Source organism: Achromobacter sp. 46006, from assembly GCF_059761975.1.
The window spans coordinates 105,538-130,860 of record NZ_JCBANN010000004.1; the positions used below are offsets into that span (position 1 = coordinate 105,538).

General features: G+C 67.2%; 22 protein-coding genes. 15 read left to right on the forward strand and 7 right to left on the reverse strand.

Going from position 1 to position 25,323, the window contains the following annotated elements; translation table 11 throughout:
* Positions 1-67: 67 nt before the first annotated feature.
* From rdgB to ntrC, 5 genes are all read left to right on the forward strand, one after another.
* Positions 68-691 (forward strand): RdgB/HAM1 family non-canonical purine NTP pyrophosphatase, encoded by a 624-nt coding sequence (gene rdgB, locus AC6LKG_RS03695; RefSeq protein WP_498162808.1) that lies wholly within the window; start codon positions 68-70, stop codon positions 689-691.
* Positions 692-730: 39 nt separating this feature from the next.
* Positions 731-1,954 carry a radical SAM family heme chaperone HemW gene (gene hemW / locus AC6LKG_RS03700; protein ID WP_498162809.1) on the forward strand — a complete coding sequence of 408 codons (1,224 nt, stop codon included), beginning with the start codon at positions 731-733 and terminating at the stop codon, positions 1,952-1,954.
* A 184-nt stretch (positions 1,955-2,138) separates the two neighbouring features.
* Entirely contained in the window at positions 2,139-3,551 is a 1,413-nt protein-coding gene (gene glnA, locus AC6LKG_RS03705; RefSeq protein ID WP_498162810.1) for a type I glutamate--ammonia ligase, read from the forward strand.
* 174 nt (positions 3,552-3,725) lie between these two features.
* Complete coding sequence (gene glnL / locus AC6LKG_RS03710; protein ID WP_175131996.1) at positions 3,726-4,790, forward strand: nitrogen regulation protein NR(II); 1,065 nt, start codon at positions 3,726-3,728, stop codon at positions 4,788-4,790.
* Positions 4,790-6,298 (forward strand): nitrogen regulation protein NR(I), encoded by a 1,509-nt coding sequence (gene ntrC, locus AC6LKG_RS03715; RefSeq protein ID WP_498162812.1) that lies wholly within the window; start codon positions 4,790-4,792, stop codon positions 6,296-6,298. The genes glnL and ntrC overlap by 1 nt, the downstream gene beginning before the upstream one ends.
* Before the next feature lie 68 nt (positions 6,299-6,366).
* Here ntrC and AC6LKG_RS03720 read toward each other — a convergent pair whose 3' ends face one another.
* Entirely contained in the window at positions 6,367-7,281 is a 915-nt protein-coding gene (locus tag AC6LKG_RS03720) for a LysR family transcriptional regulator (RefSeq protein ID WP_498162814.1), read from the reverse strand.
* A gap of 181 nt (positions 7,282-7,462) precedes the next feature.
* Here AC6LKG_RS03720 and AC6LKG_RS03725 point away from each other — a divergent pair, with 181 nt between their 5' ends.
* The 3 genes from AC6LKG_RS03725 to AC6LKG_RS03735 all read left to right on the forward strand — a co-directional run bounded on the left by AC6LKG_RS03725 (position 7,463) and on the right by AC6LKG_RS03735 (position 10,322).
* Positions 7,463-8,161, forward strand: coding sequence for a pirin family protein (locus AC6LKG_RS03725; RefSeq protein ID WP_498162816.1), 699 nt, complete (start codon positions 7,463-7,465; stop codon positions 8,159-8,161).
* 156 nt (positions 8,162-8,317) lie between these two features.
* Complete coding sequence (locus AC6LKG_RS03730) at positions 8,318-9,223, forward strand: pirin family protein (RefSeq protein WP_498162818.1); 906 nt, start codon at positions 8,318-8,320, stop codon at positions 9,221-9,223.
* Positions 9,224-9,344: 121 nt separating this feature from the next.
* Positions 9,345-10,322 carry a Bug family tripartite tricarboxylate transporter substrate binding protein gene (locus AC6LKG_RS03735; protein WP_498162820.1) on the forward strand — a complete coding sequence of 326 codons (978 nt, stop codon included), beginning with the start codon at positions 9,345-9,347 and terminating at the stop codon, positions 10,320-10,322.
* 120 nt (positions 10,323-10,442) lie between these two features.
* Here AC6LKG_RS03735 and AC6LKG_RS03740 read toward each other — a convergent pair whose 3' ends face one another.
* The 3 genes from AC6LKG_RS03740 to AC6LKG_RS03750 form a co-directional block, all read right to left on the reverse strand.
* Complete coding sequence (locus AC6LKG_RS03740) at positions 10,443-11,219, reverse strand: ABC transporter ATP-binding protein (RefSeq protein ID WP_498162907.1); 777 nt, start codon at positions 11,217-11,219, stop codon at positions 10,443-10,445.
* Positions 11,220-11,224: 5 nt separating this feature from the next.
* On the reverse strand, positions 11,225-12,895 hold the full coding sequence (locus AC6LKG_RS03745; RefSeq protein WP_498162822.1) for an ABC transporter permease: 1,671 nt from the start codon (positions 12,893-12,895) through the stop codon (positions 11,225-11,227).
* A gap of 150 nt (positions 12,896-13,045) precedes the next feature.
* Positions 13,046-14,089, reverse strand: coding sequence for a Fe(3+) ABC transporter substrate-binding protein (locus AC6LKG_RS03750; RefSeq protein WP_498162823.1), 1,044 nt, complete (start codon positions 14,087-14,089; stop codon positions 13,046-13,048).
* 263 nt (positions 14,090-14,352) lie between these two features.
* Between AC6LKG_RS03750 and AC6LKG_RS03755 the strand changes: the two genes are divergently transcribed.
* Positions 14,353-15,129, forward strand: coding sequence for a ferredoxin--NADP reductase (locus tag AC6LKG_RS03755; RefSeq protein WP_026383518.1), 777 nt, complete (start codon positions 14,353-14,355; stop codon positions 15,127-15,129).
* 119 nt (positions 15,130-15,248) lie between these two features.
* Here the strand turns inward: AC6LKG_RS03755 and AC6LKG_RS03760 are convergent, their stop codons facing one another.
* The 3 genes from AC6LKG_RS03760 to AC6LKG_RS03770 are packed head-to-tail and all read right to left on the reverse strand — an operon-like array spanning position 15,249 to position 18,012.
* Positions 15,249-16,226: a Bug family tripartite tricarboxylate transporter substrate binding protein gene (locus tag AC6LKG_RS03760; RefSeq protein ID WP_498162825.1), complete on the reverse strand. Its 978-nt coding sequence runs from the start codon at positions 16,224-16,226 to the stop codon at positions 15,249-15,251.
* Between the two features lie 47 nt (positions 16,227-16,273).
* Positions 16,274-16,657 (reverse strand): AtuA-related protein, encoded by a 384-nt coding sequence (locus AC6LKG_RS03765; protein ID WP_498162827.1) that lies wholly within the window; start codon positions 16,655-16,657, stop codon positions 16,274-16,276.
* Positions 16,654-18,012: an acyclic terpene utilization AtuA family protein gene (locus AC6LKG_RS03770; protein ID WP_498162828.1), complete on the reverse strand. Its 1,359-nt coding sequence runs from the start codon at positions 18,010-18,012 to the stop codon at positions 16,654-16,656. The genes AC6LKG_RS03765 and AC6LKG_RS03770 overlap by 4 nt, the downstream gene beginning before the upstream one ends.
* 92 nt (positions 18,013-18,104) lie before the next feature.
* Here AC6LKG_RS03770 and AC6LKG_RS03775 point away from each other — a divergent pair, with 92 nt between their 5' ends.
* The 6 genes from AC6LKG_RS03775 to AC6LKG_RS03800 all read left to right on the forward strand — a co-directional run bounded on the left by AC6LKG_RS03775 (position 18,105) and on the right by AC6LKG_RS03800 (position 25,306).
* Positions 18,105-19,040: a LysR family transcriptional regulator gene (locus tag AC6LKG_RS03775; protein ID WP_498162829.1), complete on the forward strand. Its 936-nt coding sequence runs from the start codon at positions 18,105-18,107 to the stop codon at positions 19,038-19,040.
* Positions 19,041-19,267: 227 nt separating this feature from the next.
* Positions 19,268-19,654: a Rid family detoxifying hydrolase gene (locus AC6LKG_RS03780; protein ID WP_498162831.1), complete on the forward strand. Its 387-nt coding sequence runs from the start codon at positions 19,268-19,270 to the stop codon at positions 19,652-19,654.
* Positions 19,655-19,690: 36 nt separating this feature from the next.
* Complete coding sequence (gene recG, locus AC6LKG_RS03785; RefSeq protein ID WP_498162833.1) at positions 19,691-21,781, forward strand: ATP-dependent DNA helicase RecG; 2,091 nt, start codon at positions 19,691-19,693, stop codon at positions 21,779-21,781.
* Positions 21,782-21,857: 76 nt separating this feature from the next.
* Positions 21,858-22,808, forward strand: a complete 951-nt coding sequence (locus AC6LKG_RS03790) for a LysR substrate-binding domain-containing protein (protein WP_006386427.1) — start codon at positions 21,858-21,860, stop codon at positions 22,806-22,808.
* Positions 22,809-22,925: 117 nt separating this feature from the next.
* The gene (locus tag AC6LKG_RS03795) at positions 22,926-23,426 is read left to right on the forward strand and encodes a Dps family protein (RefSeq protein WP_006386428.1); all 501 of its coding nucleotides are present in this window, start codon (positions 22,926-22,928) and stop codon (positions 23,424-23,426) included.
* 620 nt (positions 23,427-24,046) lie between these two features.
* Complete coding sequence (locus AC6LKG_RS03800; RefSeq protein ID WP_498162908.1) at positions 24,047-25,306, forward strand: nucleotide sugar dehydrogenase; 1,260 nt, start codon at positions 24,047-24,049, stop codon at positions 25,304-25,306.
* The last annotated feature ends 17 nt before the right edge of the window (positions 25,307-25,323 follow it).

The window sequence follows — 25,323 nt, forward strand, 5'->3', positions numbered from 1 at the left end:
CGGTGTTGTTGCGCCAGCGACAGGGTTGCGCCGAGGCATAGGCGCCGCGCCCTATACAATTTCGGCCATGACCTCTCCCAAGATTCCCGATTCCCTGCGCCGCGTCGTGCTGGCCTCCAACAACCCCGGCAAGCTGCGCGAGTTTTCCGCCTTGTTCGCGCCGCTCGGCATCGAGCTGGTGCCCCAGGGCGAACTCGGCGTGCCCGAGGCCGAGGAACCGCATGTCACCTTCGTCGAAAACGCCCTGGCCAAGGCGCGCCATGCCAGCCGCCTGACCGGCTTGCCGGCGCTGGCCGACGATTCCGGCTTGTGCGTGGCGGCGCTGGGCGGCGCGCCCGGCGTATATTCCGCCCGCTATGCCAAGATGCATGGCGGCGAAAAGTCCGACCAGGCCAACAATGCGCTGCTGGTCGAAAAGCTGGCCGCGGCCACCGATCGCAGCGCCTGTTACGTGGCGGTGCTGGCATTGGTGCGCGCCGAAAACGATCCGCGTCCCCTGATCGGCGAAGGCCTGTGGCAGGGCGAGATCATCGACCAGCCGGAAGGCGCCAACGGCTTCGGCTACGATCCGCATTTCTATCTGCCCGACCAGGGCCTGACGGCCGCCGCGCTCGAGCCGGAGGAAAAGAACCGCATCAGCCATCGCGCCCGCGCCTTGCGCGAACTGTTGAGCAAGCTGAACCAGGCTTGAGCGCGTGGCGCATGCGCGCCGCCCGCAGGAAGATCTCGAATGTCCATTACCATCCCCATCCGCAATGACATGGGCGCGGCCCGTCCGCGCCTGGTCACCCCGGCCGGCGCCAGCCTGACCAGCCTGCCGCCGTTGTCGGTCTATGTGCATGTGCCATGGTGCGTGCGCAAGTGTCCCTACTGCGACTTCAATTCGCATGCGGCGCCCGGCGGCGGGATTCCCGAGCGCGCCTACCTGGACGGGCTGCGCAGCGACCTGGAACAGGCGCTGCCCTCGATCTGGGGCCGCCAGGTGGTGTCGGTGTTCATTGGCGGCGGTACCCCCAGCCTGCTGTCGGCCGCCGGCCTGGATGAACTGCTGGCGATGCTGCGCGCCTGTCTGAACGTCTGGCCTGACGCGGAAATCACCATGGAGGCCAATCCCGGCACCGCCGAAGCTGGGCGCTTCCGCGACTATGCCGCCAGCGGCGTGACCCGCTTCTCGCTGGGCATCCAGAGTTTCGATGACGCCCAATTGAAGCAACTGGGCCGCATCCACGACTCGGCCCAGGCCCGCGCCGCCATCGAGATGGCCCAGCGCGCCGCGCCGCGCGTCAATCTGGACATGATGTTCGCATTGCCGGGGCAGACGCTGGAGGCCTGCGTGCAGGACTTGCGCCAGGCCATCGGCTTTGGCACCGAACACCTGTCGCTGTATCACCTGACGATGGAGCCCAACACCGTCTTCGCCAAGTTCCCGCCCGAAGACCTGCCCGACGATGACACCAGTGCCGCCATGCAGGATGCGGTCGAGGCCGAACTGGCGGCGGCCGGACTGGCGCGCTACGAGGTCTCGGCCTATGCCAGGCCGGGCGCGCGCTGCCGCCATAACCTGAACTACTGGGAATTCGGCGACTACCTGGGCCTGGGGCCGGGCGCGCACGGCAAGCTGTCGTTCCATGACCGCATCGTGCGCGAGGCCCGGCTGCGCAGCCCCGAGTCCTGGATGCGGGCGGTGGCCGCGCGCGACGGCAGCCACCTGGCGGAAAGCCGCCAGGTCGGCCCCGACGAACTGCCTTTCGAGTTCATGCTGAACGCGCTGCGCCTGAAGGACGGCGTGGCGGCCACGCTGTTCAATGAGCGCACCGGCCTGTCGCTGGCGGCCATCGCGCACCAATTGGAGGCAGCCGCCGACAAGGGCCTGCTGGATGCCGATCCCACCCGCCTGCGGGCCACGCCGCTGGGCTGGCGCTTCCTGAACGACCTGCAGGAAATGTTCCTGTAGCAATTCAGCACCAATATGGGGCAATCATGCCCCATCATTTGCACCAGAATGGTGCTACATTTTCCCATCGCCTTGCCGCCTCCCCCGGGCAATCCCGGGGGTAAAACCTGGCACGCTTATTGCTTCCTTCTTTTATGCCAGTCGAGCGGCACAGCCCTCGACCCTTTTATCTAATGGAGATGACATGGCAAGCCCGAAAGACGTCCTGAAACAGATCGCCGACAACGAAGTCAAATTCGTGGATTTCCGCTTTACCGATACGGTTGGCCGCGAGCACCACGTGTCGGTGCCCACGAGCGCGATCGATGAAGACAAGCTGGAAAGCGGACAGGCCTTCGACGGTTCGTCGATTCCGGGCTGGAAGGGCATCGAAGCCTCCGACATGCTGCTCATCCCCGACCTGTCCACCGCCAACCTGGATCCGTTCCGCGAAGAGCCGACCCTGATCCTGTCGTGCGACGTGGTCGAACCGTCCGACCTGAAGGGCTACGACCGCGACCCGCGTTCGCTGGCAAAGCGCGCCGAAGCCTACCTGAAGTCCTCCGGCCTGGGCGACACCGCTTACTTCGGTCCGGAGCCCGAATTCTTCGTGTTCGACGGCGTGACCTGGAACACCGACATGTCCGGCACCTTCGTCAAGATCAAGTCGGAAGAGGCCTCCTGGTCCACCGGCCTGGAATTCGAAGGCGGCAACACCGGCCACCGTCCCGCCGTCAAGGGCGGCTACTTCCCGGTTCCCCCGGTCGATTCGTTCCAGGACATGCGCTCGGAAATGTGCCTGCTGATGGAACAAATGGGCGTGCCGGTCGAAGTGCACCACCATGAAGTGGCCGGCGCCGGCCAGCTCGAAATCGGCACCAAGTTCAGCACCCTGGTGCAACGCGCCGACTGGACCCAGATCGTCAAGTACATCGTGCACAACGTGGCCCATGCCTACGGCAAGACCGCCACCTTCATGCCCAAGCCCGTCGTCGGCGACAACGGTTCCGGCATGCACGTGCACCAGTCGATCTGGAAGGACGGCCAGAACCTGTTCGCGGGCAACGGCTACGCCGGCCTGTCGGAATTCGCGCTGTACTACATCGGCGGCATCATCAAGCACGCCCGCGCCCTGAACGCCATCACCAACCCGGGCACCAACTCGTACAAGCGCCTGGTTCCGCACTACGAAGCCCCGGTCAAGCTGGCCTACTCGGCCCGCAACCGTTCGGCCTCGATCCGCATCCCGTACGTCGGCAACCCGAAGGGCCGCCGTGTCGAAGCGCGCTTCCCGGACCCCCTGGCCAACCCGTACCTGGCCTTCTCGGCCCTGATGATGGCCGGCCTGGACGGCGTGCAGAACAAGATTCACCCCGGCGATCCGGCCGACAAGAATCTGTACGACCTGCCGCCGGAAGAAGACGCCAAGATCCCGACCGTGTGCTCCTCGCTGGAGCAGGCGCTGGAAGCGCTGGACAACGACCGCGAGTTCCTGACCCGTGGCGGCGTCTTCAGCAACGACATGCTCAACGCCTACATCGACCTGAAGATGGCCGATGTGAACCGTCTGCGCATGACCACGCACCCGGTCGAATTCGACATGTACTACAGCCTCTGATTGCCAGAGGCCGTGGCTGGGGGAGCGCGATGATGTAGGCAGAAACCAGGGCCGACACCACGCGCACCGCCAGGTCGCCGACCGACAGCTTGCCCCGCCGGCCCATGCCGGCGGGCAGGGCGCCGCCGGGCGGTGTGCCGATTTCCCCCTTGTAGTCATTCGGGTACGTTGAAAATGAATGTAGAAGCTCTCGATCTGCTTGCCACGTCCGTTTTCCTGGTCAACGAACGCGGGCATATCGAATACGCCAACGCGGCCGCCGAAGATCTTTTCGGCCGCTCCCGCAAGCAGCTATGCGGCCATTCCGCCGCCACGCTGTTCGACAATCCGGAAAACATCCAATCGTCCATCGACCGCGCCGCGGCCGGCAGGTATGCCGACGTCAGGCAGTTGGCGTCATTGCGCCGCGCCACCGAATCGGTGGAAGTGGCGGTGACCACGGTGGGATTGAGCGGCCAACGCTGGCCCGCCCTGATCGAGACCCGCGAGATCGAACAACGCGTGCTGGCCGACCGCAACCACCGCCTGGTTGACGAGATCGAGGCGCACCGCGAGTTGCTGCGCAATCTCGCGCACGAAGTCAAGAATCCCCTGGGCGGCCTGCGCGGCGCCGCGCAACTGCTGGAAGCCGAGCTGCCGAGCGCGGCGCTGGCGGAGTACACCCAGGTCATCATTTCCGAAGCCGACCGCCTGCAGGCGCTGGTGGACCGCCTGAGCGGCCCGCAGCGCGTGCCGCTGAACGCGCGGCCGGTGAACATCCACGAGATCTGCGAGCGCGTCTGCGCCCTGATCCAGGCCGAATTCCGCAATGACGTCACGCTGGTGCGTGACTACGACGCCTCCATGCCCGACCTGAAAGGCGACGCCGCGCGCCTGATGCAGGCGGTGCTCAACGTGGCCCGCAATGCCGCCCAGGAGCTGGTGGCGCGGCCGCAGGTGCCTGGGCTGGCGCCTGGCGTGGTGACGCTGCGCACCCGCGTCGCCCGGCAGGTCATGCTGGCGCACCGCCAGCATCGCCTGGCGCTGGAGCTGTCCATCATCGACAACGGTCCGGGCGTGCCCGAGCACATCCGCGACCGCATTTTCCATCCCCTGGTCACCGCGCGCGCTGGCGGGACCGGCCTGGGTCTGAGCCTGGCCCAGGATTTCGTGCAGCAGCACGGAGGCATCATCGAATTTGAATCCCGACCCGGGCGCACCGAGTTTCGCCTGGTCCTACCGATGGAGCCCGCAAACTGATGAAACCCGTATGGATCGTCGACGACGACCAGGCCATCCGCTGGGTCCTCGAAAAGGCCCTGGCCCGCGCCGGAGTCCCCACCCGTAGTTTCTCCCAGGCGGCCGACGTGCTCGATGCGCTGGCGCACGACACGCCCGTCGCCCTGGTTTCCGATATCCGCATGCCCGGCGGCAACGGCCTGGAACTGTTGCGCCAATTGAAAGAGCGCCATCCCGGCCTGCCGGTCATCGTCATGACCGCCTTCGCCGACCTGGACAGCACCGTGTCCGCCTTCCAGGGCGGCGCCTTCGACTACCTGGCCAAGCCCTTCGACGTCAACGAAGCGGTGGCGCTGATCCAGCGCGCCATGCAGGAATCGGCCCAGCCCGAAAGCCCGGAGGGGCAGGGCGAGGCGCAGAACAACGAGCGCTGGATGATGACGCAATCGTCGTCCACCGCCATGCAGGAGGTGTTCCGCGCCATCGGCCGGCTGGCGCAGTCCAAGGTCACGGTGCTGATCACCGGTGAATCCGGCACCGGCAAGGAGCTGGTGGCGCGTGCGCTGCACGGCCATGGCGTGCGCGCCAGCGGCCCGTTCGTGGCCCTGAACGCCGCCGCCATCCCGCGCGACCTGCTGGAAGCCGAATTGTTCGGCCATGAGCGCGGCGCCTTCACCGGCGCCAACACGCTGCGCCGCGGCCGCTTCGAGGAAGCGCACGGCGGCACGCTGTTCCTGGACGAAATCGGCGACATGCCGATCGAATTGCAAACGCGCCTGTTGCGGGTGCTGGCCGAAGGCAGCTTCTACCGGGTCGGCGGCGCGCAGCCCGTGCGGGTCGATGTGCGCATCGTCGCCGCTACCCACCAGCCGCTGGAGCAGCGCGTCGAACAAGGGCTGTTCCGCGAAGACCTGTTCCACCGCCTGAACGTCATCCGCCTGCGCCTGCCGCCGCTGCGCGAACGGGTCGAGGACATTCCCGCGCTCGCCAACCACTTTCTCACCGCCAGCGCCCGCGCGCTGGGTGTGCCGGTCAAGCGCCTGACGCCGGAAGCGCTGGCGGTGCTGACCAAGTTCGACTTCCCCGGCAACGTGCGCCAGTTGGAGAACTTCTGCCACTGGCTCACCGTCATGGCCCCCGGCCAGACCGTCGAACGCGCCGATCTGCCGCCCGAGATCCGCGCCATGGAGCACGCGCCCGCGGCCGGCGCCATGTCGCCGCGCCCGCCAGCCGGCAGCCCCGTGCAGGCGATCGGCACCGTGGTGCAGCAGGCGCCGGCTGGCGCGGTGGCCGCCGAAGACGGCGCGCCGCGCAATTGGCAGGACTCTCTACTGCGTGATGCCCAGTACCGCCTGGAACGCGGCGAGCCCGCCGTCATGGCCACGCTGACGCGCCAGTTCGAGAAGATCCTGCTGCAAAGCGCCCTCGACGCCAGCCGCGGCCGGCGCGTCGAAGCCGCCTCGCGCCTGGGCATCGGCCGCAACACCATCACCCGCAAGCTGCGCGAGCTCGGCATCGAAGACGAATAGGGCGCTTCGGCCTGCGGCACGCAGGCGGCGCGGCGCCGCCTGCGCCGCGCCCGCGGGCGGAAAGGCGCTTACGCCATGCCCAGCAGACCTTCGCACAGGCGCGGCGACTTCAGCTTCTGCAACCACCACTTCAAGGCCTCGCCCGGCGCCTCGGCCCGCCAGGCATACGCCACGTGTTCGGTCAGCGACATGCCCTCGTCGGTATCGCAGACCACCAGCAAGCCCTGCGCCAGATAGGGCGCGGCCAGCGTCAGCGGCAGGTAGCCGCAGCCCAGTCCCCGGATCTGCGCCTCGATCTTGGCCTGCATCGTTGGCATCACCAGCGTCGGCTGTTCCGCCAGGATGCCGCGTGACTGTGGCGGCAGGTTGCGCGAGGTATCGGCCACTACCACCGCGCAATAACGCGTGATGTCGGCGCGGCTCAGCGGTTGCGGCAGCGCCGCCAGCGGATGATGGGCGGCCACGCAAAAGCCGAATTGCGCCTGCCCCATGGTCTGTGAACGGTACGGCCCGGTCGGCTCGCCCGCCGCGCCCGCGCCGATCACCAGGTCGGCGCGGTTCGAGGTCAGCGCGTCCCAGTTGCCGCTCAGCACTTCTGTCGAAAAGCGCAGCGTGGTGGCGCTGCCCAGCGCCTGGAATTCCTCGACCAGATCGTACAGCGGCCGCCAGGGCAGCACCGCGCTCACCGCGATGCGCAATTCCACCTCCCAGCCCGTCGCGATACGCTTGACCCGGCAGGCCAGGTCGTCCAGTGACTGCAATACGTGGCGTCCGTCCTTGAGCAGGGCTTCGCCGGCCGGCGTCAACAGCGCCCGGTGGCCCGAGCGGTCGAACAGCAGCACATCCAGCCCGTCCTCCAGCTTGCGGATCGCGTAGGTCACGGCGGAGGGCACCTTGTCGAGCTCGCGTGCCGCCTTGGCGAAGCTGCCGTGGCGCGCGATGGCGTCCACCAGGATGAGCAATTCGGGCGTGATCGGCTGCATGGCGGACTCCTGGGAATTTCGTTCAAAAAATTTGAATGGTTTCTTCAAATCATAGCGTCAAACCGGCTTCGTAGTGCGCGCACAATGTCATTCATGCCGGTCGAGCAGCCCGGCGCCAAACCGAAGCAGGCAGGCGCCGGATCAAGCCAGACCATTCATTTATTTGAAACAGGAGTCCACCATGCTTACCCTCCGCCGTAGCGCCGAACGCGGTCACGCCAACCACGGCTGGCTCGATTCGTTCCACACTTTCTCGTTCGCCAACTACTACGATCCGGCCCACATGGGCTTCGGCGCGCTGCGCGTGATCAACGACGACCGCATCGCCGCCGGCCGCGGCTTCGGCACTCACGGCCACCGCGACATGGAGATCATCACCTACGTGCTGGATGGCGCCATCGCGCACAAGGACAGCATGGGCAGCGGCTCCACCATTCAGCCCGGCAACGTGCAGCGGATGAGCGCCGGCCGCGGCGTGATGCACTCCGAGTTCAATCCGCGCGCCGACCAGGAAACGCACATGCTGCAGATCTGGATCGAGCCGAACGTCACGGGCATTGCGCCGGAGTATGAGGAAAAGGCCTTCACCGACGCGCAAAAGCGCGGCCGCCTGCAAGCCCTGGTGTCCGGCGACGGCGTCGACGGCTCGATGACGATCCACCAGGACGTGCGGCTCTATGCCGGCCTGTTCGACGGCGACGAGTCGGCCACGCTGGAACTGGCCCCCGGCCGCCGCGCCTGGGTGCATGTGGCGCGTGGCAGCCTGACCGTCAATGGCGTGGCGCTGGCGGCCGGCGACGCGGTCGCCATCAGCGATGAAACGCGGGTGGCGCTGTCCGGCGGCGACAACGCCGAGGTGCTGGTGTTCGATCTGGCCTGACGGCCGGCGGCCGGGCGGACTTGAAGGTCCGTCCGGCCTTGTTTTCGATACGCGCGGCCGGCCGGGCACCGGCTTGGGCCGCGCGGCAGGCGATTCAGCAAAGCCCCCCGGGGCCTTAACATGGTCTCAAGTCGGCCAACCTACAGGAGTATTCCCATGTCCACCTTGTCCCAACCCGGCGACAGCCAGATCGAAACCGTGGTGGTGCCGCGCACCAGCGACCTGGGCGGCTTCGAAGTCCGTCGCGCGCTGCCTTCGGCGCAGCGCCGCACCGTCGGCCCGTTCGTATTCCTGGACCACATGGGTCCGGCCGAATTCGCGGCCGGCTCGGGCATTGACGTGCGCCCGCATCCGCATATCGGCCTGTCCACCGTGACTTATCTGTATGAAGGCTCGATGGTGCACCGCGACGGCGCCGGCAACACCCAGACCATCCTGCCTGGCGAGGTGAACTGGATGACCGCCGGCCGCGGCATCGTCCATTCCGAACGGTCCTCGCCCGAGAGCCGCCAGGTCGCGCAGCGCCTGGCCGGACTGCAGATCTGGGTCGGCCTGCCCAAGGCCCACGAGGAAACCGATCCAGGCTTCACCCACTACGGCCTGGACGCCCAGCCGGTGGTCGAAGGCGAGGGCGTGCGCGCGCAGGTCGTGGCCGGCTCGCTGTTCGGCAAGACGTCGCAGGTCAAGACCCATTCGCCGCTGTTCTATGGCGACATGCAGTTGCAGGCCGGCGCCGTCACCGTGTTGCCCGCGGAACACGAAGAGCGCGCCGCCTACGTGGCGATCGGCTCGGTCGAGGTGGACGGGCAGGTTTTCGAAAGCGGCCGCCTGATCGTGTTCGCCCCGGGCCGCCCGGTGCAGATCCGCGCCTGTACCGACGCGCGTTTCGCGGTGCTCGGCGGCGAGCCGCTGGAAGGCCCGCGCTTCCTCTGGTGGAACTTCGTGTCCAGCAGCAAGGACCGCATCGAGCAGGCCAAGGAAGACTGGCAGCGCAACCGCTTCGGCCAGACCGTGCCGGGCGACGAGACCGAGTTCATTCCGCTGCCCGCGCCACGCGCCTGAGCCCGCGGCGGGGCGAGGCCCGCGCCCCGGTGTCCATGGGCTGGAACGTGCCGCGCCGTCCTGGCTAGCGCGGCGGTATGATGCGCATCCCTAACGTGATAACAATCGGGATGGAGACATCATGCAACGCTTTACCCTGAATGCGCTGCGCGGCCTGGCCGCGCTGGCGCTGGTCCATGGCGCGACTGCCGCGCAGGCCGCCGGCTACCCGGCCAAGCCCATCGTGTTCATCGTGCCGTACACCGCCGGCGGCACCACCGACCTGGTGGCGCGCACCGCCGGCGCGAAAGTGGCCGAGAAACTGGGCCAGCCCGTCATCATCGAAAACCGTCCGGGCGCCGGCGGCAACATCGGCATGGACGCCGTGGCCAAGGCCGCGCCGGACGGCTACACCATCGGCTTCGGCGCCATTTCCACCAATGCGCTGAACCCCTTCGTCTATCCCTCGATGCCGTTCGACCCGACCAGGGACTTCACCGGCATCAGCATGCTGGGCGCGTCCTCGGTGGTGCTCGAGACCGGCCCGGCGCTCAAGGTCGGCAGCGTCAAGGACCTGGTGGCGTATGCCAAGCAGCATCCGGGCACCGCCTTTGGCACACCCGGCACCGGCACCTCGATGCACCTGGCCGGCGTGATGTTCGAGCAGGTGACCGGCGCGGGCATGCAGCACATTCCCTACAAGGGCAGCGCGCAGGCCCTCAACGACCTGCTGGGCGGACATCTGCCGGTCATGTTCGACAATCTGCCGGCGTCGCTGCCGCACATCAAGTCGGGCAAGGTACACGCCCTGGCGGTTACCGGCAGCAAGCGCGCCCCGGCCTTGCCGGACGTGCCGACGCTGGCCGAGCTGGGCTACGGCGAGGCGGTGGTGGATCCGTGGTTCGCGGTCTATGGCCCGGCCAGAATGCCGCCGGAAATCACCCGCGCATTGAGCGAAGCGTTCCAGGCCGCTCTGGCGATGCCGGACGTCAAGGACAAGCTGGAGCAGGCCGGCTTCATGCCGTACGGCTCGTCGCCAGCCGAGGTGGAACGCCTGACCCGCAGCCAGCACGAGTCGTTCAAGGCGCTGTCGCAGAAAGTGAAGCTGTCGGCGGATTGATCGGCCGCAGCCGGCGGCGGCATGGCCGGCTGTCGGCTGCCGGTTGCCCGCGTCGGCAGCGCCGCACGGACGGCGCTTGCCGCGGCCAGCGCGTCGGCGTGGCAGTGTGCGGCGCCTGGGTCAGCGGCCGCGCGCGAAAACCTGTTCGCGCTGTTCGACCAGCGCTTCGCGCCGAATGAAATCGCGCACGAAATCGTCGGCGGGATGGTGGTGCAGGTTGTAGGGGGTATCCCATTGCGCGATGCGCCCGGACGCCATCACGCCGATGCGGTCGGCGATGGCGAAGGCCTCGGCCTGGTTGTGCGTCACCAGGATGGCGGTGTGGCCGGTGGTCTTGAGGATTTCGCGCACCTCGAAGGCGAGACGCTCACGGGTGTCCACGTCCAGATTGGAAAACGGTTCGTCCAGCAGCAGCAGGTCGGGCGAGGGCGCCAGTGCCCGCGCCAGCGCCACGCGCTGCTGCTGGCCGCCGGATATCTCGTGCGGGTAGCTGTTGGCGGCATGCGCCAGGCCGACCAGGGCCAGCATTTCCTCGACCCGGCGGGCGCGTTCGGCGCGATCCAGGCGGCGCAGCCCGAAGGCCACGTTCTGCGCCACCGACAGGTGCGGAAACAGCGCGTAGTCCTGGAACATCATGCCGACCCGGCGTTTTTCCGGGGCGACCTGTTCGGCGGGCGAGGAAATGACCGTGCCATCGAGCAGGATGCGGCCGGCGCGCACCGGTTCGAAGCCGGCGATGGCGCGCAGCACCGTGGTCTTGCCGCAGCCGGATTCGCCCAGCAGGCAGCCGATATGGCCGGCGGGCAGGCCCAGCGTCAGGTCCTGCACCACGGGGCGCAGGCCCTTGGGCGTGTCGTAGGCCAGCGAGAGGTGATCGAGTTCGAGCAGATCGGGCACGATGTTCAATGTCCCATTTTCAGATTGGTGCGGGCCAGCAGGATGACGGGCAGCAGCCCGGCCAGCACGATGGCCAGCGCGGCGACGGCGCCTTCTTCGTAAGTGCCCCGTGCCGCCTCGGCATAGAGCCAGGTGGCGAGCGTATCGAAATTCATGGGCCGCAGCAGCAGCGTGGCCGGCAATTCCTTCATGGCGTCCACGAACACCAGCAGGGCGCTGGCCGCCAGCGCCGGGCGCAGCAGTGGCAGGTGAACGCGGCGCAGCGTGCCGGCCGAACTTTCGCCCAACAGCCGCGAGGCCTGTTCCAGGGACGGCGGGATGCGCGCCAGCCCGGCTTCCAGCGCGCCGGTGGAGATGGCCAGGAAGCGGATGGCATAGGCGCACACCAGCGCGGCCATCGACCCCATCAGGAACAGGCCATTGCCGCCGAACACCGTGGCCACGGCCGTGTCGATCCAGACGAATGGCGTCAGCAGGCCGATGGCCAGCACGGTGCCGGGCACGGCATAACCCAGGCTGGCCACGCGCGCGCAGGCGCGCCCCGGATTGAAGCCGGCGCTTTCGCGCAGCGTGCGGCCGGCCCACGCCACGATCAGGCCGCAGACCAGCGTCACGACGGTGGCGCTGAAGGCCACGATCAGCGTATTGCCGAGTCCGTTGAGCAATTGGCTGGAAACCCCGCCCACCAGGTGCAGGCGCTTGTAGGTTTCGACCACAAGGTATAGGGCGGGCGCGGCAAAGCCAACCAGCACGGGAATCCAGCCCAGCACCAGCGCCAGCAGCGCGGCCGGGCCGCGCAGGCGGCGCGGCTGCATCGGCCGCATGCGCTGGGTGTTGGCGTAGCGCTGGCGCTTGCGGCCATGGCGTTCGAGCAGGATCAGGCCGATGACAATGGCCAGCATGGTCAGCGCGATCTGCGCCGCGCCGGCCAGGTCCGAGCGCGTGACCCAGGTGGTGTAGACCGACACGGTCAGCGTCTGCACGCCCAGGAATTCCGAGGCGCCGATGTCGTTCAGGGTTTCCAGCAGCGCCAGGCTGACGCCGACCACGATGGCCGGGCGCGCCAGCGGCAGCGCCACCCGGAAGAACACGGCGTAGCGGCCGGCGCCCAGCGTGCGGGCCGCTTCCAGCAGGCTGGCGGCCTGCGTCATGAACATGACGCGGGTGCTCAGGTATACGTAGGGATACAGCACGAAGCCCAGCACGAAGATGGCGCCGTAGATCGAGCGCAGGTCGGGCAGCCGGAACTGGCGCGGGCTGTCATAGCCCAGCAGCGCGCGGATGGCGCCCTGGACCGGGCCGATCGGATGCAGCAGGTCCAGGTAGGCGAAGGCGATGATGTAGGTGGGCACCGCCAGCGGCAGCAGCAGGGCCCAGGTCAGCGCGCGCCGCGAGGGGAATTCGTACGCCGTCACCAGCCAGGCCGCGCCGGTGCCCAGCAAGGTCACCAGGACGCCGACGCCGGCCAGCAGCGCCGCTGTGTTGGCCAGCGCCTGCGGCAGGACATAGGTGGCCAGGTGCCGCCAATGCGACAGGTCGCCGCCCAGCGCCCACCAGACCAGGGTCAATACCGGTGCCAGCACCGCCAGGCCGATCAGGGCGGCGCCGGCCAGCCAGCCGGAACCGCGTTCAGCCCAGCGCAAACGCAGCGGCCGGGGCAGGGAATCTGTATGCATGCTTACAAGGGTTACTGCGGGAAAGGCGCCGCGCGGCAGGCGCCTATAGTAGCGTCAAGGCCTGCCGTCGCCCGCTCCGGGGATTTCCGGGCGGGCAAGGGCAGGCCTGAGTGCCGCGAGGCGGCGCCCGTGGGCGCCGCCTTGCCGCGTTTAGTTGTCGAAACCGACCTTGTCCACCAGCTCGCTGGCTTGCTTGCGGTACTTGGCGATCTCGGTCAGGGGCAGGGGATCGACCTTCAGCTCGCCGAAGCTGGCGATGACCGGGTCGAGCTTGACGCCCTTGCGTACCGGGTATTCGTAGTTGGCCTGCGCGTACAGCGCCTGCGCCGGTTCGGACACCAGGAAGTCCAGCAGCTTGATGGCGTTGTCCTTGTTGGGCGCGTAGGCCGCGACGGCCGCGCCGCTGACATTGACGTGGGTGCCGCCGCTCTTTTCGTTGGCGAAGGTCGGGCGGACCACCTTGATGGCGTCGCCCCACTTGCGGGCGTCGGTGCCGGGTTCGGCGTTCTTCATGTGGCCGACGTAATAGGCGTTGGCCAGGCCGATGTCGCAGATGCCGCCCAGGATGTCGCGGGCCACGTCGCGGTCGCCGCCGGCGGCCTTGCGGGCCAGGTTGGCCTTGACGCCGCGCAGCCATTTTTCGGTGGCTTCGGCGCCGTCATGGGCGATCATGGAGGCGACCATGGCGGTGTTGTAGGGATGCTGGCCCGAGCGGATGCAGACCTTGCCTTTCCATTTCGGGTCCGCCAGGTCTTCGTAGCGGAAGGATTCCAGCTTGAGGTCCTTTTCGACGTACAGCACGCGGTCGCGCAGCGACAGGGCGTACCACTTGCCATCGGCGCCGCGCAGGTTGGCCGGGATGACCGATTCCAGCGTCGGCGACTTGATCGACTGCGTCACGCCGCCGTCCACCAGGTCGAGCAGGTTGCCGATGTCGACGGTCATGAGCACGTCGGCGGGCGACTTGGCACCCTCGGCCTTGACGCGCTCGAGCAGGCCGTCCTTGACGAACACGGTGTTGACCTTGATGCCGCTTTCCTTGGTGAAGGCGTCCAGCAGGGGCTGGATCAGCTTGGGTTCCCGGGTGGTGTAGAGGCTGACTTCCCCGGCCGCGTGGGCCGGGACGGCAAAGGCGGCGGCGCCGGCCAGGGCCAGGGCGCGCAGCAGGTTGGTCATTTGGGGACGCATGGACATGAAGGGAACTCCGGCAAGGGAAACGCGACGGCGAGAACGCCGCGGCGGCTCAAAACGGTCTGCTAACGAAAATGATTATCAAGTCAGAGCGGCACGATAACAGGAAGTCTTATCATGTTCAACTCACTGTAAGACTTGAGCTAAGACCGTTGATCCTCATCAATACGGCATAAAGGTATTACGGAATAATGAGAGCAATTATCATCGAGTCCCTGTAGAATAGGGACAACCCTAATACCGGACGCGTCCTTACTAGATACGACATGGCTGCTTTCAATACCGAGCGCGTGCTGAGCGTGCACCACTGGAACGACACCCTGTTTTCCTTTACCACCACGCGTGACGCGGCCCTGCGGTTCCACAACGGCCATTTCGTCATGATCGGCCTGGAAGTCGAAGGCAAGCCATTGCTGCGCGCCTACAGCATCGCCAGCGCCAACTACGAGGAGAACCTGGAATTCCTCAGCATCAAGGTGCAGAACGGTCCGCTGACCTCGCGCCTGCAGCACCTGAAGGAAGGCGACACCATCCTGGTCAGCCGCAAGCCGGTGGGTACGCTGGTGGTCGACGACCTCAAGCCTGGCAAGCACCTGTTCCTGTTCGGTACCGGCACCGGCCTGGCGCCCTTCATGAGCATCATCAAGGACCCGGACGTCTACGAACGCTTCGACAAGGTCATTCTGGTGCACGGCGTGCGCTGGGTCAGCGAGCTGGCCTACGCCGACTTCATCGAGAACGAACTGCCGAACAACGAGTTCTTCGGCGATGTGGTGCGCGAAAAGCTGGTCTATTACCCGACCGTCACGCGCGAGCCGTTCCGCAACCAGGGCCGTATCACCGAGCTGATGGAAAGCGGCAAGCTGTGCGAAGACATCGGCATTCCCCAGATCAACCCGGAAACTGATCGCGCCATGATCTGCGGCAGCCCGCATATGCTGGCCGACATCAGCGCCATGCTGGACAAGCGCGGTTTCGTGGTGTCGCCGGGCGTGGGCCAGCCGGGCGATTACGTGGTCGAGCGCGCCTTCGTCGACAAATAAGTCGCGCTTCATCCGCTCCAAAAAAAAAAGCCCTGTCGCATCTGCGGCGGGGCTTTTTGCTTCCGGCCTTGCACTAAAGGCGCCAGGGCAGGCGCAGCGGCGCGCACTGCCCGGGAAGGTCATTCCGGCTGGATGCCGGCCTTCTTGATGATCTCGCCCCACTTCTTCGATTCGGCTTGCTGGAATTGCGCCAGTTCTTCGGGCGTGGAAGTGGCCGGATCGGTGCCGGTCTGGCCATAGAACTGCTTGGCCGGCGCGCTGCGGGTGGCCTTGACCAGCAGTTCATTCAGGCGCTTGACCACCTGCGGCGGCGTGCCGGCCGGCGCATAGGCCGCGAACCAGTAGCCCATCTCGTAGCCCGGGACGCCGGATTCGGCGATGGTGGGCACGTCCGGCGCGAGCGGCGAACGCGCCTTGCCGGTCACGCCCAGCGCCCGCAGCTTGCCGGACTTGACCTGGGGCAGGCCGGTGGCGGTGTCGGTGATCATCATGTCGATCTGGCCGCCGAGCAGGTCGGTGACGGCCAGCGGGTTGCTCTTGTAGGGCACGTGCAGCAGTTGCACGCCGGCCATCTGTTGCAGCAGTTCGCCGGCGATGCGGCTGCTGGAACTGCCGCTGCCGAAACTGAGCTTGCCGGGCGACTGGCGTGCGAGCGCCAGGAAATCGCCCACCGATTTGGCGCTGGAGCTGGGGTTGACGACCATGATCTGGCCACCCTTGCCAAGCAGCGAGATCGGCGCATAGTCCTTGACCGGATGATAGGTCAGCGTCTTGTACAGATGCTCGTTGGCGGCTTGGGTGGTGTTGGTGGTGATGAGGATGGTGTAGCCATCCGGCGCCGCGCGGGCGGCGGCCGAGGCGCCGATCATGGCGCTGGCCCCCGGTTTGTTCTCGATCACCACGGCCTGGCCGGTCTGTTCGGTGACGCCCTGGCCGATGGCGCGGCCGATCTGGTCGGTGGCGCTGCCGGCGGCGAATGGCACGATGAAGGTGATGGGTTTGCTGGGGAAGTCGGCGGCCGGGCCGCCCTGGGCCAGGGCCGTCAGCGGCAGGGCCGCCAGCAGCAGGGCCAGCCGGCCCTTGAGGGTAAAGCGCATGGTGTGTCTCCTGTTTGGGTGTTGTTGTCGTGGTGGGGGAAGCGGAGTCAGGCCGGGGCCGGGTAGTCGCAGGCAATGTCGGGCAGGCGCGCGGCCAGCGCCGGGCTGACCGGTACGGTCATGTCCAGCAGACGGAAAGACAGGCTCTTGCCGTGGGCGTCCAGGTTGAGGGCGTCATTGACGCCGCCATCGAGCACGCCTTCAAGCACGAAATTCATGGCGTGCAGGGTGGGCAGGAGGTAGCGCGTGACGCGGGCCGGATGGCGGTAGGCGAACCAGTCGGCCACGCGCGCCTCGGTTACCTGCGCCGCCAGCACCGCGTAGCATTCGGGGTCCCAGGCGATGAGGCTGAGATTGGAAGTGTCGCCTTTGTCGCCGGAACGGCTGTGGCCAAGGCGGTACAGGGGAACGGCTGTCAATGGGGCGGTCATGCTGTGATCTCGTCCAGGAAGCGCCAGCCGCTGGCCACGGCATCGCGGGGGATGGTGCAGGACACCATGTTCAGGCGCGGGCGCAGCGCCGTGCGGACGCCGCCGCCGCCGGCCGGTCCGCAGGTGTAGAGCGCGGTCACTTCGCGCAGCACGCGCTCGGCCACGGCGCGGTCGGCGTGCTCGCCGGCCAGGCGCAGGCGCACGTCGCGCGCATGGCCGTCGGCGCGGCCCTGGCGCAGGGCGCCTTCGTCGTTGTCGAGAATGCTGACCGCGCCGATCAAGTCGGCGCGCAGGCGCAGCGCGGCGCCCAGCCGCCGCTTGACGATGTCGGCGGCCAGGCGCGCGCGCGCTTCGGCCTGCACGCCGGCATAGGAGATCTCGGCCTCGGCCAGCCAGCCGCCGTGATAGCAGACGTTGACCTTGAGCTCGGCTGGCCGGGCGTGGCCGGTGATGCCGCGCACGGCCACGCGGTCGCGGCCCAGTTCCTCGACCCGCGCCTGGCTCAGGTCGGCCACCACATCGGGGGTCAGGTAACGCGCGGGGTCGTGGACCTCGTACAGCAGTTGCTCCTTGACCGTGCGGGCATCCACCATGCCGCCGGTGTCGGCGGCCTTGCCGATGACGAATTCGCCGTCGGCCTGGATTTCGGCGATGGGGAAGCCGGCGGCGTGCACGTCCGGCACGTCCTTCAGCCCGGGCACGCAGAAATAACCGCCGCTGACCTGCAGGCCGCATTCCAGCATGTGGCCGGCCATGGTGGCGCGGCCCAGGCGCGGCCAATCGTCCAGTTGCCAGCCGAAATGGGCCAGCGCCGGCCCGAGCGTGAGGGAGGGGTCGGCCACGCGGCCGGCCACGACAATCTGCGCGCCCGCCGCCAGGGCCTGGGCGATCTCGGCGGCGCCCAGGTAGGCGGTGGCGCTGACCACATCGACGCCGTCGAGCGCTGCGCCCAGGCGCTGGCGCAACAGTTCGCGCTGCGCCGGCGCGTCGAGCGCATCGCCATGGATCACGGCGATGCGCGGCGCCGGCAGGCCCTGTTGCGCGGCCAGTTCGGCGATGCGGCGCGCCGCGCCCGCCGGATTGGCGGCGCCGAAATTGCTGACGATGGCGATGCCGTGGCGCAGGCAGTCGGCCAGCACCGGCGCCACCAGTTCGTCCAGCAGCGGCTCGTAGCCCTGGCGCGGATCGGCGTTGCGCGCCAGTTGCGCCAACGCCAGGGTGCGTTCGGCCAGCGTTTCGAAGATGAGCGTGCCGCCACCCCGGGCGATCAGCGATCGCACCACGGCGGCGGCACCGTCGCTGCGGTCGCCGGAAAAGCCGGAAGCGCAGCCGATGAGCAGGGGACTGGAGGACATAACCATCGTTCAGGGGAAGCCGGAGGCCCACTATAGGCAGCGCCCGATCATCCGTAAAATAGAAATATCGGATCAATTAATCCAGAAAAACCATGAATCTATCCGCCCGGCAGTTGCGCGCTTTCGTGGCCCTGGCCGACGAGAGGCACTTCACCCGCGCCGCCCAGCGCTGCCACCTGACGCAGCCGGCCTTCAGCGCATTGATCCGGCAACTGGAGGACAGCGCCGGCCTGCGCCTGTTCGATCGCAATACCCGCAACGTGGAACTGACCGCGGAGGGACGCGTACTGGACGCCTCGGCGCGCCGCCTGCTGGCCGACATGGATCTGGTGATGGAAGACTTGCGCGACCATGCCGCCCGCCGCCGGGGGCGGGTGGCGCTGGCCGCGCTGCCATCGCTGGCGGCGGGGTGGCTGCCGCCTTTGCTGGCGCGTTTCCGGTCCGCCCATCCCGGCATCGCGGTGGACCTGCGCGATGCCTTGCTCGATCCCTGCCTGGACATGGTGCGTGACGGCCAGGTGGATTTCGCGGTGGCCTCGCGGCGACCCGATATGAGCGACCTGGACAGCGAATTCCTGCACGCGGACCGCTATTTCCTGGTGTGCCGGGCCGATCATCCGCTGGCGGCGATGGCACGGGTGCGCCTGCGCGACGTGGCACGGCACGCGGTGATCCAACTGGCGCGCAACAGCAGCGTGCGCAAGCACCTGGACGGGGCCTTCGGCGCGGACGCGCCGCCGCCGGTGTTCGAGGTCGAACACCTGGCCACCGTCACCGGGCTGGTGCGGGCCGGCCTGGGCGTGGCGGTGGTGCCGGCGATGACGCTGTTCCACTTCGGCGGCCCCGACCTGCGCATCGTGCCGTTGGCCGGCAAGGCATTGTTGCGGCCGCTGTATCTGGTGTGGCGCCAGGGGCGCAGCCTGCCGCTGGCGGCGCAGGCGCTGTATGACCTGCTGTGGGCCAGCCGGGCCGAGATCGGCGGGACCCCGCCAATGCCGGGCAGCAGCGGGCGGCGGCCCGCGGCCTGAGCGGTTGGAGCATCCTGCTTCGACGCAAACCAGGACCCGTGCCGGGGCGGGCGCCGCCCAGGCGCTGTTTTTCGGCGCCCAAGAGTGGGTAACATGGATGGTTCAGGGTTTCCTTGGCGTCGCGCGTGTCGCCAAACCCGCCTGCCGCCAGGCCCGCCTTTCGCAAAACCCTATTGCCGATTAAAATCCGATAGTTGTAGCTATCCGTCATCAGAAGGATTCCGCCCATGAGCAAGCAAATCATCCATACCGACGCCGCGCCCGCCGCCGTCGGCCCTTACTCGCAAGCGGTTGCCGTCAGCGGCGGCAAGACCGTCTACCTGTCAGGCCAGATCGGCCTCGAGCCCGGTACCGGTGACCTTGTGTCCGAGAATTTCGATGCGCAGGTGCGCCAGGCCTTCGCCAACATGAAGGCAGTGGTCGAGGCCGCCGGCGGCACGCTCGATAACGTGGTCAAGCTGACGCTGTTCCTGACCGACCTGGGCAAGTTCACCGCCGCCAACGCCATCATGGCCGAGCTGATCCCGCAGCCGTTCCCGGCCCGTTCGACCGTGGGCGTGGCGAGCCTGCCCAAGGGCGCGCAGTTCGAGGTCGAGGCGATCCTGGTCCTGTAACGCCAACGCGCGTTTTTCCCAGGGGTTTCATCCCATATGCCGGCCGCGGCTGTGGCAACCAAGCGATCCGGCGCCGATTCCAAAGGCGCCGGCAAAGCCATGACGGATACGGAGCGCAAGCTGCGTAACCTGGGCCTGGTGTTGCCCGAGGACTTCGTGCTGCACCTGCCGCTGCGCTACGAGGACGAAACCCGCGTCATGCCGATCAGCCAGTTGCGGCCGGGCTTTGCCGGCCAGGTCGAAGGCGAGATCACCAAGTCCGAAGTCCTGTACCGGCCACGCCGCCAGCTCACCGCCACCTTGGCCGATGACAGCGGCGAGCTGCAACTGCGCTGGCTGAACTTCTATCCCAGCCAACAGAAGCAGGTCACGGTCGGCAGGCGCCTGCGCGCGCGCGGCGACGTGCGCGGCGGCCTGTTCGGGCGCGAGATGGTGCATCCGCGCCTGACCAATGCCGACGCGCCGCTGCCTACCGCCCTGACGCCGGTCTATCCCAGCACCGAGGGCCTGCCGCAGTTGACGCTGCGGCGCGCCATCGCCCAGGCGCTCGACCGCGCCGACCTGTCCGATACCTTGCCGCCGCAGGCGTTGGCGCGTTACGACTTGCCTCCATTCGCGCCGGCGATCCGCGCGCTGCACACGCCCGCGCAGGGGGAATCGGAAGCAGCGCTGCTGGACCGGGTACATCCGGCCTGGCGCCGCATCAAGTTCGATGAACTGCTGGCCCAGCAACTGTCGCTGGCCGCGGCGCGCGCCGCACGCCGCGCCAAGGAAGCCGAGGCGCTGCCGGTGCGCGACGAGCCGGGCGGCCTGGTGGACCGGCTGTACCAGGCGCTGCCGTTCAAGCTGACCGGCGCGCAGCAGCGGGTGGTGGCCGAAATCTCGGCGGATCTGGCGCGGCCGTATCCCATGCACCGCCTGCTGCAGGGCGACGTCGGCAGCGGCAAGACCGTGGTCGCCGCCATCGCCGCGGCCCAGGCCATCGCCGGCGGCGCGCAGGTGGCGTTGATGGCGCCCACCGAAATCCTGGCCGAACAGCATTTCCGCAAGCTGGTGTCGTGGCTGCAGCCGCTGGGCGTGAACGTCGCCTGGCTCAGCGGCAGCCTGACCGCCAAGGCGCGCCGCGAGGCCGCCGCCGCCGCGGCCGACGGCAGCGTGCAACTGGTGGTGGGCACCCAGGCCCTGATCCAGGACCACGTCGAATTCCATCGCCTGGGGCTGTCGATCGTCGACGAGCAGCATCGCTTCGGCGTCGGCCAGCGCCTGGCGCTAACGCGCAAGGGCGAGACCGTGCGCGGCCGCATCGTGCCGCACCAGCTCAACATGAGCGCCACGCCGATTCCGCGCACGCTGGCCATGACCTTCTTCGCCGACCTGGACGTGTCGGTGATCGATGAACTGCCCCCGGGGCGCACGCCGGTGCTGACCAAGCTGGTGTCGGACGCGCGGCGCGAGGAAGTCATCGCCCACATCGCGCAGGCCGCGCGCGGCGGCCAGCAGGCCTATTGGGTCTGTCCGCTGGTCGAGGAAAGCGAGGCCCTGGAGCTACAGACCGCGGTCGATACCTATGAGGGCATGCGGGTGGACCTGCCGGACCTGCGCATCGGCCTGGTGCATGGCCGCCTGCCGCAGGCCGAGAAGGCCGCCGTGATGCAGGCCTTCCGCGAGGGCGAGATCGACCTGCTGGTGGCCACTACCGTGATCGAGGTCGGGGTGGACGTGCCCAATGCCTCGCTGATGGTCATCGAACACGCCGAGCGCTTCGGCCTGGCGCAACTGCACCAGTTGCGCGGCCGGGTGGGGCGCGGCACCGCCGAATCCGTCTGCGTGCTGCTCTACCAGACGCCGCTGTCGCAGGTGGCGCGCGAGCGCCTGCGCGCCATGTTCGAGACGTCCGATGGCTTCGAGATCGCGCGCCGCGACCTGGAACAACGCGGCCCCGGTGAATTCCTGGGCACGCGCCAGTCGGGCATGGCGCTGCTGCGCTTTGCCGACCTGGAAACCGATGCCGAGATCGCCGAGCAGGCGCGCGACGCCGCGGTCTGGCTGCGCGCCGAACATCCCGCCGCCGTCCAGGCGCACCTGGCCCGCTGGATGCGGGGCAGGGAAGACTTCCTGCGCACCTGACGGATGGGTTTGCGATGACCTTTTCATTTTCCAGCGCCGCCCATCGGGCCGGCGCCCAACCCCCGGGGCCCAGTCCATGACTCTGACCGAACTCAAATACATCGTGGCCGTGGCCCGTGAGCGCCATTTCGGCCGGGCGGCCGAGGCCTGTTTCGTCAGCCAGCCCACGCTGTCGGTGGCGATCCGCAAGCTCGAGGACGAGCTGGGCGTGACGCTGTTCGAGCGGGGCGGGGCCGAGGTGGGCGTGACGCCCATCGGGCAGCGCATCGTCGCCCAGGCCCAGAAGGTGCTGGAGGAAAGCGCCAGCATCAAGGAGATCGCGCGCCAGGGGCATGACCCGCTGGCCGGTCCGTTGCGGGTTGGCGTGATCCACACCATCGGCCCGTACCTGCTGCCGCGCCTGGTGCCGGTGCAGATCGGCCGCACCCCGCAGATGCCGCTGCTGCTGCAGGAGAACTTCACCGTGCGGCTGGTGGAGTTGCTGCGCCAGGGCGAGATCGATTGCGCCATCATGGCGTTGCCGCTGCCGGAAGCGGGGCTGGTGATGCAGCCGCTGTACGACGAGCCGTTCGTGGTGGCGGTGCCGCAAGACCACGAGCTGGCGCAGCGCGAATCGATCGACGCGCAGGACCTGAAGCAGCAGACCATGCTGCTGCTGGGCAGCGGCCACTGTTTCCGCGACCAGGTGCTGGAGGTGTGTCCGGAGCTGTCGCGCTTCTCGGCCGCGAGCGACGGCATTCAGCGCACCTTCGAGGGTTCGTCGCTGGAAACGATCCGCCATATGGTCGCGGCCGGCATCGGCGTGACGGTGCTGCCGGTGACGGCGGTGCCGGAGCAGCCGCCGTCCAACAGCCTGCTGCGCTATCTGCCGTTCGAAGGCCACGTGCCCGAGCGCCGCGTGGTGCTGGCATGGCGCCGCAGTTTTCCGCGCCTGGCGGCGATCGAGGCGCTGGCCCAGGCCGTCTACGAATGCGAACTGCCGGGCGTGCGGATGCTGTCGGACGAAGCCGCAGCAGTGCAGGATTGAAATTGCGAGTGCATTTGCGCTCGATCAAGCCGCCTTGCGCCGGCCGGCCTTTGGGCCGGATTGTCGCAATCGCGATGTTATCCTCGTTTTGTCTACCAACCCCACAGGGAGCTAGCAATGGCAAAGTCCTCCAAGAAGACCCCCAGCGTTCCGCGCATCAACATCGGCATTTCGGACAAGGACCGCGCCGCCGTGGCCGGTGAATTGTCCAAGCTGTTGGCCGACTCGTACACCTTGTACCTGATGACGCACAACTTCCACTGGAACGTCACGGGGCCCATGTTCAACACCCTGCACCTGATGTTCATGACCCAGTACACCGAGTCGTGGAACGCGCTGGACAGCATCGCCGAACGCATCCGCGCGCTGGGCCACTATGCGCCGGGCACCTACCGCGAGTACGCCAAGCTGTCGTCCATCGCCGAGCCGGAGTCGGTGCCGGAAGCATTGGAAATGGTGCGCCTGCTGGTCAACGCCAATGAATCGGTCGCCAAGACCGCCCGCGCCGCCTTCGAGAAGGCCGACGCCGCCAACGACCAGCCCACCGCCGACCTGCTGACGCAGCGCCTGGACGTGCACGAAAAGAACGCCTGGATGCTGCGCAGCCTGCTGCAGTAAACAGGCGATGCGCCCGACGCGGCGTGCCTGAGGCATGGCCCCGGACCCTGGCGGTTCCGGGGCTTTTTTTCGCGCGTCGGGAACCCGCATGCGGTTGGAGCCGGGCGCCAGAAAAGGATTGTGCCGATTTACCCCTACCACGATATTTGCCACTGATCCGAATCCCATCCGTGACTTGAAGTTGCAATAAAGACATTTTCCCGGGAATTTAAAGAAGCGGTCCGTGGCATGCTTATTTCTTGCGGTTTGATTAATCCAAGATAGGAAAACTTCTTTATAAATTTTCTTACAAGACAAACAATCTCATCTATTTCCATTTGTATGTGGAGAACGATTGATTGAGGGATTTCCCCGGGTTTATTACGAACCTTGCGGACTTATTTCCACAGCGATGAAAACTTTTAGAAAAAAATTTGCTGTTGGCCCGGCTTACGATTCGTTGGCTCGCTGCCCACACGTATAACAGGGTATCGAGTTGTAATTAATCCTGAACAAGGCATCTTCGCCCAGGCAGGTAAATACCATTCGATTCCCCATCGATTACCAGTGCCTGGGTGCGGGTTTCCATTGTCCTCGACACGACGTAAACAGTGAGGTCCCCCGTGGTAAACAGAATCGCAGTGTGCGGTCTGGGATATGTCGGCCTGCCCGTGGCCGTGGCATTTTCCAGGCGCTTTGATGTCGTCGGTTTCGACGTGGACAAACGGCGAATCAAGAGCCTGAAAGAGGGAGAGGACTGGACCGGCGAGATCGAGCGCGATGCTTTGCTGGCGTCCCCCATGTTGTTCACCGACCAGGTGAGCGAACTGGCCGGTTGCGACTTCTTCGTCGTTGCCGTGCCGACGCCCGTCGATGAAAAAAACAACCCCGATTTTTCCCTGCTGGTGCGCGCTTGCCGCTCGATCGGCCCGGTGCTGCGTCCCGGCTGCATCGTGGTGTTCGAGTCCACGGTGCACCCCGGCGCGACCGAGGAAATCTGCGGCCCCGAGCTGGAAAAGGCGTCGGGCCTGCGTTGCGGTATCGACTTCAAGCTCGGCTACAGCCCCGAACGGATCAATCCGGGCGACCGCGAACATCCGCTGGAGAAGATCGTCAAGATCGTGTCCGGCCAGGACGCGGCATCGCTGGAGATCATCGCCGGCGTCTACGAGCGGATCATCGACGCGGGCGTGCATCGCGCTTCGTCAATCAAGGTGGCCGAAGCCGCCAAGGTACTCGAGAACACGCAACGCGACATCAACATCGCGCTGATGAACGAGATGTCCAAGATCTGCGACCTGGTCGGCATCCGCACCGCCGAAGTGCTGGCGGCCGCGGGCACCAAGTGGAACTTCCTCAAGTTCACGCCAGGCCTGGTCGGCGGCCATTGCATCGGCGTGGACCCGTACTACCTGACGTCCAAGGCGCAGGAGCTGGGCTACCACCCGGAGGTGATCCTGTCGGGCCGCCGCATCAACGACGGCATGGCCAGCCACGTCGCCGCGCGCGTGGTGCAGACCCTGGCCCGCAATGGCCGGCTGAACGCTTCGACCCGGGTCGGCATCCTGGGCATGACGTTCAAGGAAAACGTGCCTGACATCCGCAATTCGAAGGTGGTGGACCTGTATCACGCCCTTGGCGACTACGGCATCACGCCAGTGGCATGCGATCCGATGGTCGACGCCGAGCAGATGCGGCATGAGTACGGCATCAGTCTCGTGGACCGCGACCAGTTCCGCGATATGGACGTGTTGATCCTGGCGGTGCCGCACCGCCAAACCATGGACACCATCTGGGAAGACCTGCCGGCGCTGGTGAAGGCCGGCGGCATGGTGTGCGACCTGAAGTCGGTGCTCGATAGCCGCCGGCTTCAGTCCGACCTCTTGTACTGGACGCTCTGAGTCCAGGCCCGCAACCC

Bases quoted from the DNA above. Each gene is read 5' to 3' on its own strand.
- rdgB (WP_498162808.1), top strand. From the start codon at position 68: ATGACCTCTCCCAAGATTCCCGATTCCCTGCGCCGCGTCGTGCTGGCC.
- hemW (WP_498162809.1), top strand. From the start codon at position 731: ATGTCCATTACCATCCCCATCCGCAATGACATGGGCGCGGCCCGTCCG.
- glnA (WP_498162810.1), top strand. From the start codon at position 2,139: ATGGCAAGCCCGAAAGACGTCCTGAAACAGATCGCCGACAACGAAGTC.
- glnL (WP_175131996.1), top strand. From the start codon at position 3,726: ATGAATGTAGAAGCTCTCGATCTGCTTGCCACGTCCGTTTTCCTGGTC.
- ntrC (WP_498162812.1), top strand. From the start codon at position 4,790: ATGAAACCCGTATGGATCGTCGACGACGACCAGGCCATCCGCTGGGTC.
- AC6LKG_RS03720 (WP_498162814.1), bottom strand. From the start codon at position 7,281: ATGCAGCCGATCACGCCCGAATTGCTCATCCTGGTGGACGCCATCGCG.
- AC6LKG_RS03725 (WP_498162816.1), top strand. From the start codon at position 7,463: ATGCTTACCCTCCGCCGTAGCGCCGAACGCGGTCACGCCAACCACGGC.
- AC6LKG_RS03730 (WP_498162818.1), top strand. From the start codon at position 8,318: ATGTCCACCTTGTCCCAACCCGGCGACAGCCAGATCGAAACCGTGGTG.
- AC6LKG_RS03735 (WP_498162820.1), top strand. From the start codon at position 9,345: ATGCAACGCTTTACCCTGAATGCGCTGCGCGGCCTGGCCGCGCTGGCG.
- AC6LKG_RS03745 (WP_498162822.1), bottom strand. From the start codon at position 12,895: ATGCATACAGATTCCCTGCCCCGGCCGCTGCGTTTGCGCTGGGCTGAA.
- AC6LKG_RS03750 (WP_498162823.1), bottom strand. From the start codon at position 14,089: ATGTCCATGCGTCCCCAAATGACCAACCTGCTGCGCGCCCTGGCCCTG.
- AC6LKG_RS03755 (WP_026383518.1), top strand. From the start codon at position 14,353: ATGGCTGCTTTCAATACCGAGCGCGTGCTGAGCGTGCACCACTGGAAC.
- AC6LKG_RS03760 (WP_498162825.1), bottom strand. From the start codon at position 16,226: ATGCGCTTTACCCTCAAGGGCCGGCTGGCCCTGCTGCTGGCGGCCCTG.
- AC6LKG_RS03765 (WP_498162827.1), bottom strand. From the start codon at position 16,657: ATGACCGCCCCATTGACAGCCGTTCCCCTGTACCGCCTTGGCCACAGC.
- AC6LKG_RS03770 (WP_498162828.1), bottom strand. From the start codon at position 18,012: ATGTCCTCCAGTCCCCTGCTCATCGGCTGCGCTTCCGGCTTTTCCGGC.
- AC6LKG_RS03775 (WP_498162829.1), top strand. From the start codon at position 18,105: ATGAATCTATCCGCCCGGCAGTTGCGCGCTTTCGTGGCCCTGGCCGAC.
- AC6LKG_RS03780 (WP_498162831.1), top strand. From the start codon at position 19,268: ATGAGCAAGCAAATCATCCATACCGACGCCGCGCCCGCCGCCGTCGGC.
- recG (WP_498162833.1), top strand. From the start codon at position 19,691: ATGCCGGCCGCGGCTGTGGCAACCAAGCGATCCGGCGCCGATTCCAAA.
- AC6LKG_RS03790 (WP_006386427.1), top strand. From the start codon at position 21,858: ATGACTCTGACCGAACTCAAATACATCGTGGCCGTGGCCCGTGAGCGC.
- AC6LKG_RS03795 (WP_006386428.1), top strand. From the start codon at position 22,926: ATGGCAAAGTCCTCCAAGAAGACCCCCAGCGTTCCGCGCATCAACATC.